The organism is Methylobacterium sp. WL19, from assembly GCF_008040005.1.
Taxonomy (GTDB): domain Bacteria; phylum Pseudomonadota; class Alphaproteobacteria; order Rhizobiales; family Beijerinckiaceae; genus Methylobacterium; species Methylobacterium bullatum.
Genome location: NZ_VRVC01000104.1, coordinates 1 through 18189 on the forward strand (window position 1 = coordinate 1; position 18189 = coordinate 18189).

Consider the following 18189-nt stretch of genomic DNA (forward strand, 5'->3'; position numbering starts at 1 on the left):
GTGGCCGACCTCGTGGAGGCGCGCCGCGCCGAGGGGCGCCAGCTGCGCGCGATCATCGAGGGGCAGCTCGTCGCCATGTCCCGCCTCCGCCAAGCCGCCGAGGCCTGCCCCGGCCGCCAGCCCGAGGCTGTGAAGGCGCGGTTGTCCGCGAGCATCGCCGTCCTGATGGAAGCCGGCGGGCTCGATCCCGACCGCCTGCACCAGGAGGCCGTCCTCATCGCCGCGAAAGCCGACGTGCGCGAGGAGCTCGACCGCTTGAGCGCCCATCTCGACAGCGTCGGCGAGTTGCTGGCCAAGGGCGGCGCCATCGGCCGCAAGCTCGATTTCCTGGCCCAGGAGCTCGGCCGCGAGGCGAATACCCTCTGTGCGAAGGCCGGAGACATCGCGTTGTCGCGGATCGGACTCGACTTGAAGGCCGTGGTGGAGCAATTCCGCGAGCAGGTTCAGAACGTCGAGTAGGTTTTTCGGACATGCAGGCCACGACGATCGGGCGGCGCGGGTTCATCCTCATCCTGTCCTCGCCCTCGGGAGCGGGGAAGACCACGCTGACGCGCGCGGTCGCCAGCGACCCGAAGTGGGGGCTCGACCTCTCGATCTCGGTGACGACGCGACAGCGCCGGCCCTCCGAGATCGACGGCAAGCACTACAATTTCATCGACCGCGAGGCGTTCGACGCCCTGCGCGGCGCCGACAACCTCCTCGAATGGGCGGAAGTCCACGGCAATTTCTACGGCACGCCGCGCCGCCCGGTGGAGAAGGTGCTCGGTGCAGGCCGGGACATGATCTTCGACATCGACTACCAGGGCACGCGGCAGGTGCGGGCGAAGCTCGCCGAGGACGTGGTGACGGTGTTCATCCTGCCACCGAGCCTCGCCGAGTTGCGCCACCGCCTCGAACGCCGGGCCGAGGATTCGCCCGAGACCATCGAAAAGCGCCTCGCCAATTCCCGCGTCGAGATCCAGCGCTGGAACGAGTACGATTACGTCCTCGTCAACGACGACCTGAACGACGCCTTCGCCAAGCTCCAGGGCATCCTCGTCGCCGAGCGCCTCAAGCGCGTCCGCAACACCGGCCTGTCGGATTTCGTCGACGGGCTTCTGGCCGAGCCCGACAGGATCGCCTGAGAAGCCGAGCCCGATGTCGACACCCGACCGGACCATCCGCTTCGACCAGACCTGCCCGGTCCTGCGCATCTTCGACGAAGCGAAGGCGCGCGAGTTCTATGTCGACTTCCTCGGCTTCAGCCTCGATTGGGAGCATCGCTTCGGCGACGACTTTCCGCTCTACGCCCAGGTCTCGCGCGCCGGCCTCGTCCTGCATCTCAGCGGCCATCACGGCGATGCGACGCCGGGCTCCACGACCTTCGTGCGCATGGCGGGCATTTACGTCTTCCAGGCGGAACTCACCGCCCGAAACTATGTCCATGCCAAGCCGAGCATAGAAAGCCTGCCCTGGGGGCTGGTGATGACGGTGACCGACCCTTTCGGGAACAACCTCCGCTTCTGCGAGGTCAAGCCCGAGCCGTAGGGCGGAGGCGCGGCTCGATAACGGCGATCTCGTCCTGTATCGCCCGGGCGTCATCGCGAACGCGCCACGACGGACGGCATTTCGCTTGTTGCGCTGGTTTCGTTTGTTGTAGATATATCGCAGGAACGATCCAAGGGAGTCGGCTCACGATGACACCGCGCGCCTCCGCTCAGGGCCTCGGCGGCCGGCTACCGTCGGACGGCGAGCGCAAGACCGCCAACACCCTGCGCCGCCTCCTGGCCACTCAATCATCCGAGCAGACGAAACTGCGCGTGTTCGACGACGCTTGCAAGGAATCTGCTGAGATCACGCTCACTCCGGCCATCTCGAACCTTCTGATCGATCTGCTCCGCCATATCGGCCGGGGCGACGCGGTGACGCTCGTTCCGGTGACCCAGATGCTCACGACGCAGCAGGCCGCAGATATCCTCAACGTGTCGCGCCCCTATCTCGTATCGCTACTGGAGCGGGGCGAGATCGCTCACATCACGGTCGGGCGCCATCGCAGGATCAAGGCCGAAGACCTGTTCGCGTACAAGGATGTCCGGGACGGAACCCGGAGCCAGGCGCTCTCGGACCTCGCCGCCCTCGATGGCGAGTTCCTGTAGGCGGTGTTCGCCAACCGCTTCACCGCGCTCGTCGATGCCTGCGTGCTCGCGGGTGCCCTCAAGCGAAACCTGCTTCTGACCCTAGCGGAACGAGAATTCTTTCGCCTGCGGTGGTCGATACCGATTCTGGATGAGACCGAACGCGCGATTTCGGACATCCTGGCGAAGAGGAGTGTCGCCGATAGCGAGGAGCGGGCTCGCCGGGCGCGGCTCTGCATGGAAACCGCCTTCGACGATGCGATGGTCTCCGACTTCACCCGCTTTCTCGGTGCCTGCGAAGGGCTGCCGGACGCGGGGGATGCCCATGTCGTCGCGGCGGCCCTGAAAACCCAGGCAGCGACCATTGTCACGGACAACATCAAGCATTGTCCGGCGTCGGTTCTCGGTCCGTTGAATCTTGAAGCGCGAACGGCCGACGCCTTCATCGTCGACACCATCGCTCTCGATGAGGGCAAGGCGGTCGATGCCGTGCGGCAGCTTCGCCTGCGTCTGCGCCGACCAGGGAAAAACGCAGGGCAGTTGCTTCTCGATATGGAGGCTGTCGGACTGACCTCGACCGTCGATGTTCTCCGCTCGCATGAAGCGTCCCTGTAGACGGTAAGCCCCGGCTTCTAGACGGGACCAAATCGCCGGCCTCTCGGCGACGACGACCTACCCCCGCGGAGGAGCCATCACCGTCGCCCGGCGGGCCTCGAGGGTCTGCCACAGGATCAGGGAGGGCAGGCCGAGCACCACGTCCGGCACACGCTTGGCCAGCGACAGGGCGATGGCGGTGCCGGGATCGATGCCGAACAGGCCGCCCACGAGGACGAACCCGCCTTCCTGAACCCCTAATCCGCTCGGCACCGGGAAGGCCGCCGATTTGATGGCCTGGCTCAGGGCCTCGATGATGACGACTTCGGCGAGGCCCACGCCCTCCACGCCCATGCAGGTCAGCGCGATCCAGATCTCCACGGCGCCGAGCATCCAGGCGAGGAGGTGGAGGACGATGCCCTGGAACAGCAGGGGCCAGCGCTTCGGAGCCCAGACCGTATCGAGGGCGCCATGCACACCCGCGTCGCCGGTCGCCGAGTCCGCCGCCGCCTCGTCCTGGTCGCGCAGGAAGCGCCGGCCGAGTTCGGCGACGCGGCGCTCGACGCCGCGCATGAGCGGGCTGCGCTGGAACAGGAAGAAGGCGGTGAGCACGATGGCGGTGACGCCGAGCGCCCGCAGGGCCCAGGCCGCGAGGGACGCGGCGGACTCGCCTTCCATCTGCATCAGTAGCGCGACGCCGATGAGCACGAACAGGGCCTGCGTACCGACCTGGATCAGCATGTCCACCAGGATCGAGGCCGCAGCGAACGTGCCCGGCACGCCCCAGAAAGTGAGGAGGCGCCCACCGACGACGTCGCCCCCGACGGAGGCCACCGGGAGGAGCACGTTGATACCGTCACGCACGAAGCGAAGGATGAGGAAAGCACCCGCCTCGGCGGTGGTGGAGAGCCGGTGCAGCACCCGCTCCCAGGCGAGACCACAGAGGGACAGGACGGCGACGCGCATCAGCACGATGCCGGCGAGCCCGACGATTCCGATCCGTCCGAAGGCATCCGTCACCGAGGCGAGATCGTGGGTCGCCACCAGCCAGATCGCGAGGCCGAGGCCCAGCACCGTCCCCAGGACGGGCAGGTAGCGCAGGGCCTGTCTTCCGAGGCCCGCTCGGGCGGGCGGAGGCGCCACGACGCGGCGGGTCAAAGGGCCGGACTTCTGAAATGGACGAGCGCCAACGGAGACGATCCTCTCAATGCGGGTTTCGCAGACATGGACCCCGGTTCTGCGATGACGATCTGCGACACATCGAAGGGACAGCGCATCCGGCGCTCCGCCTGTCACGCACAATCGAACTCGGACCGATCCTATCGTGGCATTGGGGCTGAAATCGGAGACCGCCTCACTCGGACCGGCGGGCGGGCGGATAGACCGTGTCGAGGGCCTGCTCGGCATTGCCCTCCGGGTCGATCAGGACGATGCGGTTGCGCGACAGGCTGAAGGAGGTCGCCACCGCCACGAACCGCTTCGGGCAGGGGCCGAGGCAGCCTGTGGACACCACGCGGGTCATCCCGCCGAGGCCGCGCCTTTTCACCTCCCGCTTGAGTCGCCCGCGGATCTCGTCCTTCTTCAGGCCGACACGCTTGGTGCATTTCGCGCAGACCAGGACGATGTCCGAATAGCCGGACTTCGCCGTGCGAACGGTCGTGTCCTTCTCGTGTTTTGCCAAATCCGGGTGCCCGTTCCGTGTCCGGCGGGCCGGGGACCGGGACGCCATCCGGGCCACTCCTAAGTCAAAGGGGGGAGGGGCCCGGCCGGCCCGCACCCCTCAGCCGTAGGCCGCCACCGCCCGGACGCTGCCGGGCTCGGCGACGCTGATGCCGGCATCGACATATTCGTTGAGCTTGTTGCGCAGGGTCCGGATCGAGATACCGAGGATCTTGGCCGCATGGGTGCGGTTGCCGAGGCAATGGTCGAGCGTGTCGAGGATCAGCTCGCATTCCACCTGCGCCACCGTCCGTCCCACGAGACCGCGGGTGGCGGCCTCGGCGACCTGGGCGGCGCGCTCCACCGGCCCGGCGGAGCGGGCGAAGGATTCGCCCTCCGGGGTGGAGATCGCGTCGGCGTCGATTTCCGGCCCCGTTGCCAGCAGGACCGCCCTGTGGAGGGTGTTCTCGAGTTCGCGCACGTTCCCGCGCCACGGATTCTCGCGGATGATGGCCTGCGCCTCGCGGCTCAAGGACCGGACCGGAACGCCGTTCACCTCGGCGTATTTCTTGGCGAAATGGGTGGCGAGTTCGAGGATGTCGGCCGGGCGCTCGCGCAGCGGCGGCAGGCGCAGGTGCACCACGTTGAGGCGGTAGAACAGATCCTCGCGGAAGGTGCCCTTGCGGACCTCGTCGATGAGATTGCGGTTGGAGGTGGCGAGCACCCGGATGTCGACCTTCACGGGAGCGGTGCCGCCGACCCGGTCGATCACCCGTTCCTGCAGGGCGCGCAGCAGCTTCGACTGGAGGCGGACATCCATCTCGGAGATTTCGTCGAGGAGCAGCGTGCCGCCATTGGCCTCTTCGAACCGGCCGATCCGGCGGGCGACGGCGCCGGTGAAGGCCCCCTTCTCGTGGCCGAACAGTTCGGATTCGAGCAAAGCTTCCGGGATCGCGGCGCAGTTGACCGAAACGAAGGGCCGGCTCGAGCGGGTGGACTTCACATGGACGTGGCGGGCCAGCACCTCCTTGCCGGTGCCGCTCTCGCCGGTGATCAGCACCGAGGCCTCCGACCGCGCCACCTGCTCGGCGAGCTTCACCACCCGCTCCATGGAGGCGTCGCGCCAGACGAAGGCGCGCCCGTCCTCGGAGACCGCCTGCAGCACGGCGGCGATCAGTTCGGGATCGGGCGGCAGGGGGATGTACTCGCGGGCGCCGGCCTGGATCGCGGCCACCGCCGCCTTGGCATCGGTGGCGACGCCGCAGGCGACCACCGGGGTGCGGATGCGCTCGTCGGAAAGCGCGGTCACGAGTTCGCGGATCGGCTGGCCCACATCGATCATGACGAGGTCGGCGCCCTTGGCGCGCAGCACGGCGAGGCCCTGCGGCACCCCGTCCGCATGGGTCACGGCCGCGCCGCGGTTCATGGCGATCTTGGAGGCGGTGACGAGTTCGCCGCTCAAGCGTCCGATGATGAGGAGCCGCATGGTCTAGTATCCTGTGTCGGTGGAGCCTCGCGCAGCAGCGCGGCGGGCGGGATCAGTGGTCGCTCTTGATGATCTCGGTCATCGTCACCCCGAGGCGCTCCTCGACGAGGACGACCTCGCCGCGGGCGACGAGGCGGTTGTTGACGAAGATGTCGATCGCCTCGCCGACCTTCCGGTCGAGTTCCAGCACCGCGCCCGCCTGCAGCCGCAGCAGGTCGCCGATGGGCATGCGCGACGAGCCGAGCACGGCCGAGACCACCACGGGGACGTCGAAGACCTGTTCGAGGTCGGAGGCGCTCTTGGGGGTCGTGGGCGCCTCGCGGATCGATTCGGAGCCGAGCCCGTCGAAGGACGAGTCGATGCCATTGAGCTGCGGCAGGCTGAAATTGTCGGACATCACGGGCTTTCAAAATCGAAGGCGTTGCGGGGTCGAGCGGCGACGGATCAGGAGTCGAGAGGGTGGCCGATGGCTTCGAGCACGGCGGCCTCGATACGGGCGCGGTCGCGCACGACCCCGCCATCGGCCCATTCCATCCGGGCATCGCCGGGGGCGAGGTCGGGCTCGCCGAGGACGATGAGACGACCCTCGAAGCCGCGCTCGCGGGCGAGGCTCTTCACCAGCGCCTCGGCCTCGTCCACCAGCCTGTCGTTCACGCGCACCACCAGATGCGGCACGCCGCGCAGGTGCTGCAGGGCCGTGCGGGCCGCGTCGCCGATGGCCGCGAGCGGCTGGGTGTCGAGGGCATCGCCGGCGATGCGTCGCGCCAGGGAGACGGCGAAGGCCAGGGCCTCCTCCTCGCGCGCCGCATCCCGCGCGTCCGCCTGACCGATGAGGCCGGCCGCGGCGAGGCCGACGCGGGTGAGGGCATCGGCCATGCGGGCCTGGGCCTGGGCCTCGGCCTGGGCGCGCCCTTCCTGGACGCCGCGGGCATGGGCCTGCGCCACGGCCTCGGCCAGGGCCGCCGCCTCCTTGGGCGGGACGGTCGCGCCTTCGCGCGGCCGGAAATCGGTGTCGAAGAGGAACCGGCGGGCGTTCAATAGACCAGTTCCTCTTCGCCGCTGGACTTGGCGATCATGATCTCGCCCTTCTCGGCCAGTTCCTTGGCGAGCTCGGTCATCTTAGCCTGCGCCTCGTCGACGTCCTTGAGGCGGATCGGGCCGAGCGAGCCCATCTCGTCGGTGATGTTCTTGGCCGCGCGGGTGGACATGTTCTTGAGGAAGAAGTTGCGCACCCGTTCGTCGGCGCCCTTGAGGGCGCGGCACAGGGTGTCGTTGTCGACCTTACGCAGCAGCGTCTGCACACTGCCCGCATCGAGCTTCAGCAGATCCTCGAAGGTGAACATGAGCTGGCGGATCTTCTTGGCCGAGCCGCGATTGGCCTGGTCCAGGGCCGCGAGGAAGCGGCCTTCGGTCTGGCGGTCGAACGCATTGAACACGTCCGCCATCAGTTCGTGGGCGTCCCGCCGTGTGGTCTGCGCGATGGTGGAGACGAACTCCACCCGCAGGGTCTCTTCGATGTGGCGCAGGGCCTCCTTCTGCACCGTCTCCATCCGCAGCATGCGGTTGAGGACGTCGATGGCGAAATCCTCGGGCAGGATCGTCAGGACCTTCGCCGCATAGTCGGGGCGCACCTTCGACAGCACCACCGAGACCGTCTGCGGATACTCGTTGCGCAGGAACGAGGCGAGGATCTCCGGGTCGATCTGCGTCAGGCTCGCCCAGACCCGCTTGCCCGAAGCGCCCTTGATCTCCGCCATGATCGCCGAGACCTGCTCGGTGGGAAATATCTTGAGAAGCAGCGATTCGGTGCGCTCGTAGTTCGAGGTGATGCCGCCGCCCGAGGAGAGCCGCGAGACGAAGTCCACGATCAGCCTCTCGACGGTCTCCGCCTCCAGCGATCCGAGCTGGACCATGGCGTGGGAGACCATCTTGACCTCTTCCTCGTCCAGCATCTGCCAGATCGGCGCGCCCTCCGTCTCGCCGAGGAGCAGGAGAAGCGCAGCCGCGCGCTGGGCGCCGGTCATGGCGCTCAAGCCCGCCTTGCCGAGATCCTGATCCGCGATGACGCTCAACCCCGAGGCCATGCCTCACTCCTCTTCGCCGTTGCCGTTGCCGCTACCGTTTCGAATGCCGTCGCCGTCCCGCTCAACTGTCGTGGATCCAGTTGCGCAGGACCTCCACCGTCTCGCTCGGGCTGCCTCGGACCATGTCCACCACCCGCTGGACGGTCTCCGCCTGCACCTTGCCGTTCAACTGCGCGAAGTCGACGAGGCGGGCCGTGGGGTTGTCGCGAGCCGGAAGCATCTGATCGGCGCCGGGATCGCCACCGGCCAGTGCCGGTCCCGAGACCAGAATGGCCTGGGTCGGTTCGGCGGTGAGGATGCGGCGCACGAGGGGACGGACCACGGCGAGGAGAACGATCACCGTCAGGAGGAGAAGCACCGACAGTTCGACCATGCGCATCACGTCCTCCTTCGACGGAGCCATGAGCGACTGGATCAGCGAAGGCTCGGTGAACTCGACGGGCGCGGGCGTCTCGGCGAAACGCAGGTTGACCACTTCGACCTGATCGCCACGATCCTTGTCGAAGCCGATGGCGGTGCGAACCAGGGTGGCGATCCGCTCGATGTCGTTGGCCGGGCGCGGCTGATAGACGGGGCGGCCATCCGCTCCCGGGACGTAGGCGCCGTCGACGAGGACCGCCACCGACAGGCGCTTCAGACGTCCGCCTTCCTCGACCACCGTCTTGGTGACGCGGGAGATCTCGTAATTCGTGGTCTCCTCGTCCTTCTTCGAGGAATCCTTCGAATTGGGGTTCGGGTTCGGCTGGTTGGCGCCCGGCAATTCGTTTCCGACGGTCACGGCGCCCTCGTTGCCCCCCGTGAGCGCGCTTTCGCTGCGGGTCTGCGTCGAGCGCACGACCTTGCTCTCCGGATCGAAGGTCTCCGAACGGCTCTCGATGCGGTTCCGGTCGAGTTCCGCCGTGACCTGCACCCGCGAGCGGCCCGCGCCGACGATGCCGGCCACGATCTCCTCGATCTGGGACCGCAGGCGGCGCTCGAGACCGACCTGCTTCTCCTCCATGCCGGCGCCGGTCTCGGCCTCCGCACCCCGAGCCCCGTCCGCCAGCAGGCGGCCACGCTCGTCGACGATGGAGATCCGCTCCGGCTTCAGGCCCTCCACCGCGGAAGCGGCGAGATGGCGGATGGCGCGAACCTGGGAGGGGTCCATGTCACCGACGAGCTTGAGCACGATGGCGGCGCTGGGTAACTCGCGGTCGCGCTCGAACAGGCGGCGCTCCGGAATGACGAGGTGGACGCGCGCGGCCTGGACCCGTCCGATGGCCCGGATGGAGCGCGCGAGTTCCCCCTCCAGGGCGCGCAGGTGATTGACGTTCTGGACGAAGTTGGTGGACGAGAACGCATCGCCCTTGTCGAAGATCTCGTAGCCGACGCCCGAGGCGCTGGGCAGGCCCTTGCCGGCGAGGTCCATCCGCAGGCGGGGCAGGTCGGCGCGAGGCGCCATGATGGTCTGGCCCGCATCGCCGCGCGTCTCGTACTTGATGCCGCGCGCATCGAGGTCCCGGATGACAGCCCCCGAATCCTGCATCGACAGGTCGGCGAAGAGGACGCCCATATCGGGCTTCGACACGCGAAGGATCACGAAGGCGAAGAAGCCGATCAACGTCAGGGTCACGGCCGCCATGGCCGCGAGCCGCGCCGGTCCCAACTTCGTCACCACTTCGAGAACGGACTTCACGACGCGACGTACCCACCCGAACCGGAGCGGCGGAAGGGCCGCGCTCGCTCGGCAAAATTTGCCCAGGTCGTGGTTAGCGTCCGGTTAACGATTTCCTTAACCCAGGAAAAAAGGATGGTCGGCGTTCGTCCGTTTCGAGCCGACCCCGAAACGGAAAGAACCGCGCCCCGTGGAGGGCGCGGTTCTTTTTCAAGGAGATCGTTGCTCGAAGGGGACTTCCGGAACCCGGCCCGGATGCCGACCCTCCTCGATCTCAATGGCGGTAGTGCTGAATACGGGTGGTCCGCAATCCGGCCAGGCCATGCTGGTCGATGGAGAACTGCCAGCTCAGGAATTCCTCGGTGGTAAGGGTATAACGCTGGCAGGCTTCCTCAAGGCTGAGAAGACCGCCGCGGACGGCTGCGACGACTTCGGCCTTGCGGCGGATGACCCATCGTCTGGTCGTGGTCGGCGGAAGATCCGCGATCGTCAGCGGGCTTCCATCTGGCCCGATGACGTATTTGACTCTCGGGCGGCTTGGTTCGGTCATGATACGCTCTACAACTCGACTGACCTGTCGAGGTTGGAAGCTACTTGCGCCCGCTTAAGATATGTTGAAGCGGATCGATTGCATCTGATTCGTTTTTTCCAGGATCATGTGGACAACCCGGATCCGATGTTCTGCACGCCCGATATCGGCAGCCGCGATTTGCCGATCAGCAGCACCGGCTCGCTGCCGCTGAGATCGACGCCGTCGACTTTTCCGGCGACCTGCGTGTCGACGCTAACCTGTGCACCAGTGGCGTCGAAGGCATCGATCTTAATCGAGTAGCTGCCGTTGGCAGAGGTGAAGCCGGAGGTGGATCGTCCGTCCCAGGCGAAGGTCTGCGCCCCGGCGGTCAGGGCCTTCGTCTGTGTGGCCACCACGTTGCCCTTGGCATCGCTGATCGTCATCGTCGCCTGCTTTGCGGCACGCGCGGGCGTCAGGGTCCAGACGGCCGAGCCGTCCTTCAGGTTGGCGACCCGACCGTCCGCCGTCACGCTCTGGCCGATGAAGCCCGTGGCGGCGGCGGCGCTCGATGCCTTCGCGTTGTTGAGGATGGAATCGAGGCGGTCGTTCGACTTCAGCTGCTGCTCGACCCCGGCATATTGCACAAGCTGCTGCGTGAACTGGTTGGTGTCCAGGGGGTCCATCGGGTTCTGGTTCTTGAGCTGCGTCGTCAGCAGGGTCAGGAACTGCTGGAAATTGCCGGCGATCTCCTGGGAAGCGCCGGTGGCCGTGCTCGGGTTCGTGATGGAGGAGCTGCTCGAAGCTCCGGTGATGCCGGCTGTCATGGCGGTCTCCTCAGATTCGGATGTCGATGCCGCCGAGGCCGCGCAGCATACGCAGCGGCACGACGTCGTTGGAAAGGCGCGGGTCCTTCAGGTCGGAACCGGGCGTGCCGGAGCGGCCATCCCGGCCGCCCCCGCCATCCCGCTCGGCGCCGTTGCCCCCATCGGAGCCGGTGTCGCTGCGCAGGGACAGGTTGATGGCGGCCTCACCCGCATCGAAGCCGGCCTGCGACAGAGCTTGTTGCAGGTTGCCGACATCGCGCTGGAGCAGGGCCAGGGTCTCCGGCCGGTCGACCGTGAGATGTGCGGTGACCGTGCCGCTGTCCTTGTCGATATCGAGATTCACGTCGATTCGCCCGAGATCCTTCGGATCGAGGCTGATCTCGAAACGGTTCGACCCGGCCAGCGAACGGAGCCCGATGGTCATCGGCACCGCGCCGAGGGGCACCGGCGCCGCCTGGGCCTGGGGGAAGGCGCCGGCGGGGTCGGGCGCCGGTGCGGGAATGTGGGCTGCCGGCACAGGGCTGAACGTCGCCGTAGGAGCCGAAGCGAGATCGTCGGCGGCCACGGTCGAACCGGGGGCTAGCTCGTCGAAAGCCTTGGCCGACGAGGTCTCGCGCTCGGAGGAGGCCGGGCGATCGGTGCCGGATACGGGTACGGCGACCGGACGACCGGCGGCAGCTTGCGCGCCGCCCGCGCCGGGTGCAACGATTGCGCTCGGTTTCGGAGACGAGGCGGCACCGGCCTGAACCGCCATCGCGGGAGCGTTGGCCGGTGGTGGAGGCGCGAGGAGTTCGGGCGGGGCGAGGGCGGACATTGCCGTCGCGGTGGGGTCCGCAACCGCGCCGTCCGCCGGAACCTCCCCATCGTCGTTCCGCTCTTCGGTCGCCGTGACCGCCTCGGCGGCGATGGCCGCAGACGCGATCGCCTGAACCGGAACGGGTATCGCACTCTGTCCAGCCATCGAGGGCGGCAAGGCATTCCCAGCCTGAGGCGGGGCGGCGGATTGAGGGGTCTCATGTCCTGCCTGCACGGAAGAGGCGGACAATGGTCCGGCGCCGCCGGTCATCGGCAAGCCTGCCTTGCCGGCTGGCTGCGGGAAGCCCGACGCCGCCATGCTCGATGGATCTCCCCCCTGTTGCGGCAGGGTGGGCTGCATGTTCGTGCCCTTCGCCGCCGAAGCGTCACGCTGCACCGGCGAACCTCCGAGACCGGCCTCGTTGGGCGGCGTAGCCTGATCCTCGTCCCTTCGGGCTCGCAGCGGCCGTGTCTCGGCCAAATCTTCTATCTGCCCTGAAACCGGATCCTGTTCCCGCAGCGCCGCTTCGGCCGCGCCCACGCCTCCGGCATCGACCTGGACCGGCCCGCGATAAGCGCTCCGCTGCGAAAGCGCCCCCGGCCGTGCGGCATCGCCCTTCGGCCGCGGCGAGGACGGTTCCGCGGTCGGCGAAGCCACCGACGTCGCGACGCCGGTCTTGGCCGCATCACGCTCGCGGGTGGCCGTCTTCGGCTCCAAGGCCCTGCGTGAGGCCGGCGCCGGATGCGACTCGCCTGCGGGGATGCTGAAACGTTCGAAGCCCGCCGCATCGGTGGCAGGAATCGGGGCGGAACGCGGGGCGACCGCGCTCGCGAACCGCGAGGCCTGGTCTCGGTTGATCGACGTGGTGGCCATTCGGCGTAGTCTCCTCGCCCCCCACCGCGCAAACTTCGAGCCACGCATCGCACCCGACAACCCATTGTTTCGATAGGAAAAATTTTCGTCGCTCGCAAACCGATCCTCCGCGACCCGGCGAAATCGTCCCTGTCCAGGCAGGATTTGCCGGGTCCGGCGCGTCGGCATGCGAGACCTGCTCCCGGCCTGCCTGGAAGTTCCACCTCAGGATCGCTATAGACTCCGCATGTGCGGGCGCTGCGGCCTGCCGGCGAACCCGTGACGTGATGAACTCCCTCGACCTTCCCAAGGCCCCGCACGAGACGCGCGTCGTCGTCGCCATGTCCGGCGGCGTGGATTCCTCCGTGGTGGCCGGGCTGCTCAGCCAGCAGGGCTACGACGTCGTCGGGATCACGCTGCAGCTCTACGACCATGGCGCGGCGGTCCATCGCAAAGGCGCCTGCTGCGCCGGTCAGGACATCCACGATGCGCGCCGCGTCGCCGAGACGCTCGGCATCCCGCATTACGTCCTCGATTACGAGGACCGCTTCCGGGAATCGGTGATCGACCGTTTCGCCGAGAGCTATCTCGCCGGTGAGACGCCGATCCCCTGCGTGGAGTGCAACCGGTCGATCAAGTTCCGCGACCTCCTCGCCACCGCCCGCGACCTCGATGCCGACGTGCTGGCCACCGGCCATTACGTGGCCAGTCGCCCCCTCGAAGCCGGCGGGCGCGGCCTCTATCGCGCCCTCGATCCGGCCCGTGACCAGAGCTACTTCCTCTACGCCACCACGGCCGAGCAGCTCGATTTCCTGCGCTTTCCCTTGGGCGAACTGCCCAAGGACGAGACCCGACGCCTCGCCCGCGAGCTCGGCCTCGCCATCGCCGAGAAGGCCGACAGCCAGGACATCTGCTTCGTGCCCCAGGGGCGCTACGCCGACGTCATCGCCAAGCTGCGGCCGGATGCGGCGCGCGCCGGCGACATCGTCGATCTCGAGGGCCGGGTGCTCGGCCAGCACGAGGGCATCATTCATTACACGGTCGGACAGCGGAAGGGTCTCCGCCTCGCCGTCGGCGAGCCGCTCTACGTGGTCCGACTGGAGCCGGATTCCGCCCGGGTGGTGGTGGGGCCGCGTTCCGCCCTCGCCACCAGCCGCATCCGCCTCGACGATCTGAACTGGCTCGGGATCCTGCCGTCCGGCGGGGTCGTCGACATGCCGGTGGCCGTGCGGGTCCGCTCGACCCGTGAGCCGCGGGCCGCACATCTGACGGTCGATTCCGGTGGAGCAGCCGCCGAGGTCGTGCTGGCCACACCGGAAGACGGCGTCTCTCCGGGCCAGGCCTGCGTCATTTATGCCGATGACGGCCCACGCTCGCGTGTGCTCGGCGGCGGCACCATTCGTCGCATCGACGCGTTGGCAGCCGGAACGGCGCAAGCCGCCTGACGCCGACCCGAGCCAGAACCTTCCCCATCCGCAGGATCTAGAGACGATATGCTGAGCGAGCCGCAGGCCGGTCCGAGCACGGCCCTGATGCGCAAGGCCTATGCCCGCTGGGCACCGGTCTACGACGTCGTCTACGACAAGCTCACCGAGCCCGCCGCGCGCGACGCGGTGATGGCGGCCACCGCCTGCGGGCCGCGTATCCTGGAAGCCGGCGTCGGCACGGGATTGTCCCTCGGCTATTATCCGGCGGGCAGCTTCGTCTGCGGCGTCGACCTGTCCGAGGACATGCTGAAGCGTGCCCGCGCCAAGGTGCTGCGCCGGCGGCTCACCCATGTCCGTGGCCTTCAGGTGATGGATGTGTGCCGCCTCGGCTATGCCGATGCCAGCTTCGACGCGGTGGTCGCGCAGTTCCTCATCACCCTGGTGCCGGACCCCGAAGCCGCGTTGTCGGAATTTCTCCGCGTGGTGCGGCCGGGCGGCGAGATCGTCCTCGCCAACCATTTCGGCCAGACCAAGGGCGCGGTCGCGAAGGTCGAGGAGATCGTGGCGCCGCTCTGCACCAAGATCGGCTGGTCCTCGGCGTTCAAGTCGACGCGCATCGAGGACTGGGCGCGGCGCAACGGCGTCGAGTTCATCGGCGTCTCGCCGACCTTCCCCGGTGGTTTCTTCAAGATCCTGAGGATGCGGAAGCCCGGCTGATCCGGCCCGGCGAAGCGGGGACATGACACGCAACTCGAGCGGCGTCCTCCGCCGCGCCCTGCGGTGGCTTCCGATCCTCGCCCTCGTGGCCATCTCGCTGGGCGTCCTCATTTCCGGCGCCCCGCACCTTCTCAGCCTCGACCGCCTGCTGTCCTATCGCGCAACGCTGATGGAGGCTGTGGCCGAGAACCGGTCGCGAGCCATCGGGGTCGCCTACCTCGTCTATATCGGCTGCGTGATCGTGTCCGTGCCGGCCTCGCTGGTGCTGACCATCCTGTCGGGTTTCCTGTTCGGGGCCGCCACAGGCGCGGGGATCGCCCTCGTCTCGGCGACGACCGGTGCGGCCATCGTCTTCTCCATCGGCCGTGGGCCGATGTCGGAGTTTCTCGTGACCCGCGCCGGACCGCGCCTCGGCCGCCTCGCGGCGGGGTTCCGCGACGACGCGTTCGGCTTCATCCTCGTCCTGAGGCTCCTGCCGATCTTTCCGTTCTGGATGACGAATCTCGCCCCGGCGGCCTTCGGCGTTCCCCTGCGCACCTTCGTGCTCGCGACCTTTCTGGGCCTCGCCCCCGGCGCCGTCGTCTATGCGGCAGCCGGATCGGCGATCGAGGATGTCGTCGCGGCCAACGAGGCGGCCAAGGCGGACTGTCTGGCGAGCGGCGCCGAGGCCTGCGACGAGGCCCTGTCCCTGCGGTCTCTCGTCACCGTCAAGACCCTGGCCGGCCTCGGCGGCCTCGCCGCCTTCGCGTTGCTCTCCATAGGGCTGAGACGCCGGTTCGCCCGCAAGCGTAGCGTCACGTCGCAGATCCCTGTGGCCGGGCACTCGACGGCGCGGCGGCCGGAGCGTAACCGTGATGTAAATCAATCGCATTAAGACGTAGAGTTGATCGCCGAGAGATCGGAATGACCGCCGCGGGAGGCACTGCGCCGGGGAGACCGGGACGAGCCAAGAAGCCCGGGATGAGGGATGATCGGAACCCCGTGATGGACGCGACGCCACGCGCCGGCATGGAACTGCCTGTCCCCGTCGAGGCGGAGGCGCGGGCGGGAATCGGCCGTCATCTCGGCCTGTCGGGCCGGCTGTTCCTCGTGACCATCGCCTTCGTCGCCCTGGTCGAGATCCTGATCTACGTGCCGACCGTGGCGAACTACCGGCGCATGTGGCTGTCGGACCGCATCGCCGCCGCCCAGATCGCCGCCCTCGTCCTCGAAGCCTCGCCGGATCAGCACGTCTCGGAAGACCTCGCGCGCCATCTTTTGAGGGGGGTCGGCGCCAGCGCCATCGCGGTGCGCGGCGACGGGACGCGCCGTCTCCTTGCCGTGGACACGATCCCCTCGGAGGTCGCAGGCCTCGTCGACTTGCGCTCCCATGACTGGATCGCCTCCATCGGGGGGGCATGGCGCACCGTCTTCACCGTGAGCAACGGCCCGGTCCGGGTCATCGGCCATGGCCGGGACGGGTTCGACCTCGTGGAGATCCTCCTCGACGAGGCGCCCCTGCGCGAGGCGCTGATCGACTTCGCCGACCGGCTGCTGCTCTCGTCGCTGGCGATCGCCGCGGCGGTGGCCGGCCTCGTCTTCCTGATGCTGCAGCGGATCATCGTGCGCCCGGTCCGGCGCCTCGCCCGCAACATCACGGAATTCGCCGACGATCCCCAGGGGAGCGACCGCATCATCACGCCGTCGCGCCGGACCGACGAGATCGGTCACGCGGAGGTGGCGCTCGCCCGCATGGAGACGGCGTTGGCCGGCGAGCTGCGCCAGAAGCGCCGCCTCGCCGAACTCGGCCTGTCGGTGAGCAAGATCAACCACGAATTGCGCAACCTCCTGACCACGGCGCAGCTTCTCGGCGACCGGCTGGAATCCGTGTCGGACCCGGCGGTAGAGCGCATCGCCCCCCGCCTCCTCGCCACTCTCGGCCGGGCGATCCGCTTCTGCGAGGAGACGCTGGCGTATGGCCGGGCGAGCGAGGCCGTCCCGCAACGGCGCAAGGTCGAGCTCGCGCCGATCCTGGCCGAGCAATCCGACCTGTCCAGGCTCGACGGCGCGTCACGGGTGACGATTCGCGTGGCCTGCGACGAGAATGTCGAGGTGGAGGTCGATCCCGACCAGTTCTCGCGGGCGCTCACCAACATCGTGCGCAACGCCGTTCAGGCCATCGGTTCGGACAAGGCGCGGCTGCTCGATCCAGTGATCGAGATCGAGGCCACGCGCCACGGCCGGCCGGGGGCGGGCGGGGTGACGATCCTCATCGCGGATAACGGGCCGGGGCTTCCCGAACGGGCGAGGGCGAACCTGTTCTCACCGTTCGAGGGGTCGACGCGCGCGGGCGGGACCGGGCTCGGGCTTCCGATCGCCGCCGAACTGATCGAGCTTCAGGGCGGCTCTCTCACGCTGGATACGACGGGGGAGGGGGAAGGCGCCCGCTTCCGGATCGTGATCCCGGACCGCCCGACGACGTCGCCCTGAGCCTATTCCGCGGCCGCCAGGGTCAGGCCCGGCACGGTGATGCCGATGTCGCGGAGTAGCTCCGCATCGGCATCGGTCTCGTTATTGGCCGTGGTGAGGAGGCGCTCGCCGTAGAAGATCGAGTTCGCGCCGGCGAGGAAGCACAGGATCTGCGCTTCGCGGGTGAGCCCCTTGCGGCCGGCGCTGAGACGCACACGCGCCTTCGGCATGACGATGCGGGCGGTGGCGCACATCCGGACGAGATCGAGCGGGTCCACGGGCGGACGGTCCTCGAGAGGGGTCCCCTCGACGGCCACTAGGGCGTTGATCGGCACGCTCTCGGGATGGGGGGCGTGGTTGGCGAGCACCTGAAGCATCGCCGCGCGGTCCTTCACGCCCTCACCCATGCCGACGATACCGCCGCAACAGACGCCGATCCCGGCATCGCGCACGTTCTGAAGGGTGTTGAGGCGATCCTCGTAGGTCCGCGTCGAGATGATGTCGCCGTAGAAATCCGGGCCGGTATCGAGGTTGTGGTTGTAGGAGGTCAGCCCGGCCTCGGCGAGGCGGCCCGCCTGGGACGGGGTGAGCATGCCGAGCGTGACGCAGGCTTCCATTCCGAGGCCGCGGACACCGCGCACCATGGAGAGGACGGCATCGAATTCCGGGCCGTCCTTGGGCTGGCGCCAGGCGGCGCCCATGCAGAAGCGATGGGCTCCGGCGGCTTTCGCGGCGGCGGCCTCCTTAAGCACCTTGTCCACCGCCATCAGGCGCTCGCGCGGCAGGCCGGTGCCCTTGTGGTGCGCCGATTGCGGGCAATAGGCGCAATCCTCGGGACAGGCGCCGGTCTTGATCGACAGCAGGGCGGCGCGCTGGATATCGGCCGGGTCGTTATGGGCGCGGTGGACCTGTGCCGCCCGGAACACGAGGTCGAGGAGCGGTAGGTCGTGGATCGCCTGGATCTCGGCCACGGTCCAATCGTGCCGGATCGCGGGGATCTCGGTGGCGGGCAAGGGGGTGGGG

At 68.3% G+C, this 18189-nt stretch carries 20 protein-coding genes; 9 read left to right on the forward strand and 11 right to left on the reverse strand.

Going from position 1 to position 18189, the window contains the following annotated elements:
* The 5 genes from FV220_RS18460 to FV220_RS18480 form a co-directional block, all read left to right on the forward strand.
* The coding region (locus tag FV220_RS18460; protein WP_147832815.1) for a DUF1732 domain-containing protein at positions 1–459 on the forward strand (459 nt) is incomplete at its 5' end.
* A gap of 11 nt (positions 460–470) precedes the next feature.
* On the forward strand, positions 471–1124 hold the full coding sequence (gene gmk, locus FV220_RS18465) for a guanylate kinase (protein ID WP_018044463.1): 654 nt from the start codon (positions 471–473) through the stop codon (positions 1122–1124).
* Positions 1125–1137: 13 nt separating this feature from the next.
* Complete coding sequence (locus FV220_RS18470; RefSeq protein ID WP_056146396.1) at positions 1138–1527, forward strand: glyoxalase superfamily protein; 390 nt, start codon at positions 1138–1140, stop codon at positions 1525–1527.
* A gap of 149 nt (positions 1528–1676) precedes the next feature.
* Complete coding sequence (locus FV220_RS18475) at positions 1677–2135, forward strand: helix-turn-helix domain-containing protein (RefSeq protein WP_056146398.1); 459 nt, start codon at positions 1677–1679, stop codon at positions 2133–2135.
* Between the two features lie 3 nt (positions 2136–2138).
* Positions 2139–2729: a PIN domain-containing protein gene (locus tag FV220_RS18480; RefSeq protein ID WP_056146401.1), complete on the forward strand. Its 591-nt coding sequence runs from the start codon at positions 2139–2141 to the stop codon at positions 2727–2729.
* Between the two features lie 57 nt (positions 2730–2786).
* Here the strand turns inward: FV220_RS18480 and FV220_RS18485 are convergent, their stop codons facing one another.
* The 10 genes from FV220_RS18485 to FV220_RS26195 form a co-directional block, all read right to left on the reverse strand.
* Complete coding sequence (locus tag FV220_RS18485; protein ID WP_147832816.1) at positions 2787–3866, reverse strand: flippase-like domain-containing protein; 1080 nt, start codon at positions 3864–3866, stop codon at positions 2787–2789.
* 196 nt (positions 3867–4062) lie between these two features.
* Complete coding sequence (locus FV220_RS18490) at positions 4063–4437, reverse strand: (2Fe-2S) ferredoxin domain-containing protein (protein WP_246689487.1); 375 nt, start codon at positions 4435–4437, stop codon at positions 4063–4065.
* A 51-nt stretch (positions 4438–4488) separates the two neighbouring features.
* Positions 4489–5853 (reverse strand): sigma-54 dependent transcriptional regulator, encoded by a 1365-nt coding sequence (locus tag FV220_RS18495; protein WP_147832817.1) that lies wholly within the window; start codon positions 5851–5853, stop codon positions 4489–4491.
* A gap of 52 nt (positions 5854–5905) precedes the next feature.
* Complete coding sequence (gene fliN, locus FV220_RS18500; protein WP_056146405.1) at positions 5906–6250, reverse strand: flagellar motor switch protein FliN; 345 nt, start codon at positions 6248–6250, stop codon at positions 5906–5908.
* A gap of 47 nt (positions 6251–6297) precedes the next feature.
* Positions 6298–6891: a FliH/SctL family protein gene (locus tag FV220_RS18505; RefSeq protein WP_056146408.1), complete on the reverse strand. Its 594-nt coding sequence runs from the start codon at positions 6889–6891 to the stop codon at positions 6298–6300.
* Entirely contained in the window at positions 6888–7937 is a 1050-nt protein-coding gene (gene fliG / locus FV220_RS18510) for a flagellar motor switch protein FliG (protein WP_018044454.1), read from the reverse strand. The genes FV220_RS18505 and fliG overlap by 4 nt, the downstream gene beginning before the upstream one ends.
* A gap of 61 nt (positions 7938–7998) precedes the next feature.
* Entirely contained in the window at positions 7999–9612 is a 1614-nt protein-coding gene (gene fliF / locus FV220_RS18515; RefSeq protein WP_056146410.1) for a flagellar basal-body MS-ring/collar protein FliF, read from the reverse strand.
* A 253-nt stretch (positions 9613–9865) separates the two neighbouring features.
* On the reverse strand, positions 9866–10141 hold the full coding sequence (locus FV220_RS18520) for a DUF1153 domain-containing protein (protein ID WP_018044452.1): 276 nt from the start codon (positions 10139–10141) through the stop codon (positions 9866–9868).
* A 104-nt stretch (positions 10142–10245) separates the two neighbouring features.
* Complete coding sequence (locus FV220_RS18525; RefSeq protein WP_018044451.1) at positions 10246–10926, reverse strand: flagellar hook capping FlgD N-terminal domain-containing protein; 681 nt, start codon at positions 10924–10926, stop codon at positions 10246–10248.
* A 10-nt stretch (positions 10927–10936) separates the two neighbouring features.
* Positions 10937–11887 carry a flagellar hook-length control protein FliK gene (locus tag FV220_RS26195; protein WP_238253788.1) on the reverse strand — a complete coding sequence of 317 codons (951 nt, stop codon included), beginning with the start codon at positions 11885–11887 and terminating at the stop codon, positions 10937–10939.
* Positions 11888–12861: 974 nt separating this feature from the next.
* Here FV220_RS26195 and mnmA point away from each other — a divergent pair.
* The 4 genes from mnmA to FV220_RS18550 all read left to right on the forward strand — a co-directional run bounded on the left by mnmA (position 12862) and on the right by FV220_RS18550 (position 17187).
* A complete protein-coding gene (mnmA, locus tag FV220_RS18535) occupies positions 12862–14019 on the forward strand; it encodes a tRNA 2-thiouridine(34) synthase MnmA (RefSeq protein ID WP_147832818.1) in 1158 nt (385 codons plus the stop codon).
* A 48-nt stretch (positions 14020–14067) separates the two neighbouring features.
* Positions 14068–14718, forward strand: a complete 651-nt coding sequence (locus tag FV220_RS18540; RefSeq protein ID WP_147832819.1) for a class I SAM-dependent methyltransferase — start codon at positions 14068–14070, stop codon at positions 14716–14718.
* A 22-nt stretch (positions 14719–14740) separates the two neighbouring features.
* On the forward strand, positions 14741–15592 hold the full coding sequence (locus FV220_RS18545; RefSeq protein ID WP_147832820.1) for a TVP38/TMEM64 family protein: 852 nt from the start codon (positions 14741–14743) through the stop codon (positions 15590–15592).
* Between the two features lie 134 nt (positions 15593–15726).
* Entirely contained in the window at positions 15727–17187 is a 1461-nt protein-coding gene (locus FV220_RS18550; RefSeq protein ID WP_056146609.1) for a HAMP domain-containing sensor histidine kinase, read from the forward strand.
* Between the two features lie 2 nt (positions 17188–17189).
* On the opposite strand, the gene bioB is transcribed toward FV220_RS18550, so the two are convergent.
* Complete coding sequence (gene bioB, locus FV220_RS18555) at positions 17190–18179, reverse strand: biotin synthase BioB (protein ID WP_147832822.1); 990 nt, start codon at positions 18177–18179, stop codon at positions 17190–17192.
* Between the last annotated feature and the right edge of the window lie 10 nt (positions 18180–18189).

Bases quoted from the DNA above. Each gene is read 5' to 3' on its own strand.
- FV220_RS18545 (WP_147832820.1), top strand. From the start codon at position 14,741: ATGACACGCAACTCGAGCGGCGTCCTCCGCCGCGCCCTGCGGTGGCTT.
- FV220_RS18550 (WP_056146609.1), top strand. From the start codon at position 15,727: ATGGAACTGCCTGTCCCCGTCGAGGCGGAGGCGCGGGCGGGAATCGGC.
- FV220_RS18490 (WP_246689487.1), bottom strand. From the start codon at position 4,437: ATGGCGTCCCGGTCCCCGGCCCGCCGGACACGGAACGGGCACCCGGAT.
- fliN (WP_056146405.1), bottom strand. From the start codon at position 6,250: ATGTCCGACAATTTCAGCCTGCCGCAGCTCAATGGCATCGACTCGTCC.
- gmk (WP_018044463.1), top strand. From the start codon at position 471: ATGCAGGCCACGACGATCGGGCGGCGCGGGTTCATCCTCATCCTGTCC.
- FV220_RS18475 (WP_056146398.1), top strand. From the start codon at position 1,677: ATGACACCGCGCGCCTCCGCTCAGGGCCTCGGCGGCCGGCTACCGTCG.
- FV220_RS26195 (WP_238253788.1), bottom strand. From the start codon at position 11,887: ATGGCTGGACAGAGTGCGATACCCGTTCCGGTTCAGGCGATCGCGTCT.
- FV220_RS18470 (WP_056146396.1), top strand. From the start codon at position 1,138: ATGTCGACACCCGACCGGACCATCCGCTTCGACCAGACCTGCCCGGTC.
- mnmA (WP_147832818.1), top strand. From the start codon at position 12,862: ATGAACTCCCTCGACCTTCCCAAGGCCCCGCACGAGACGCGCGTCGTC.
- FV220_RS18520 (WP_018044452.1), bottom strand. From the start codon at position 10,141: ATGACCGAACCAAGCCGCCCGAGAGTCAAATACGTCATCGGGCCAGAT.
- FV220_RS18525 (WP_018044451.1), bottom strand. From the start codon at position 10,926: ATGACAGCCGGCATCACCGGAGCTTCGAGCAGCTCCTCCATCACGAAC.
- fliG (WP_018044454.1), bottom strand. From the start codon at position 7,937: ATGGCCTCGGGGTTGAGCGTCATCGCGGATCAGGATCTCGGCAAGGCG.
- FV220_RS18540 (WP_147832819.1), top strand. From the start codon at position 14,068: ATGCTGAGCGAGCCGCAGGCCGGTCCGAGCACGGCCCTGATGCGCAAG.
- FV220_RS18495 (WP_147832817.1), bottom strand. From the start codon at position 5,853: ATGCGGCTCCTCATCATCGGACGCTTGAGCGGCGAACTCGTCACCGCC.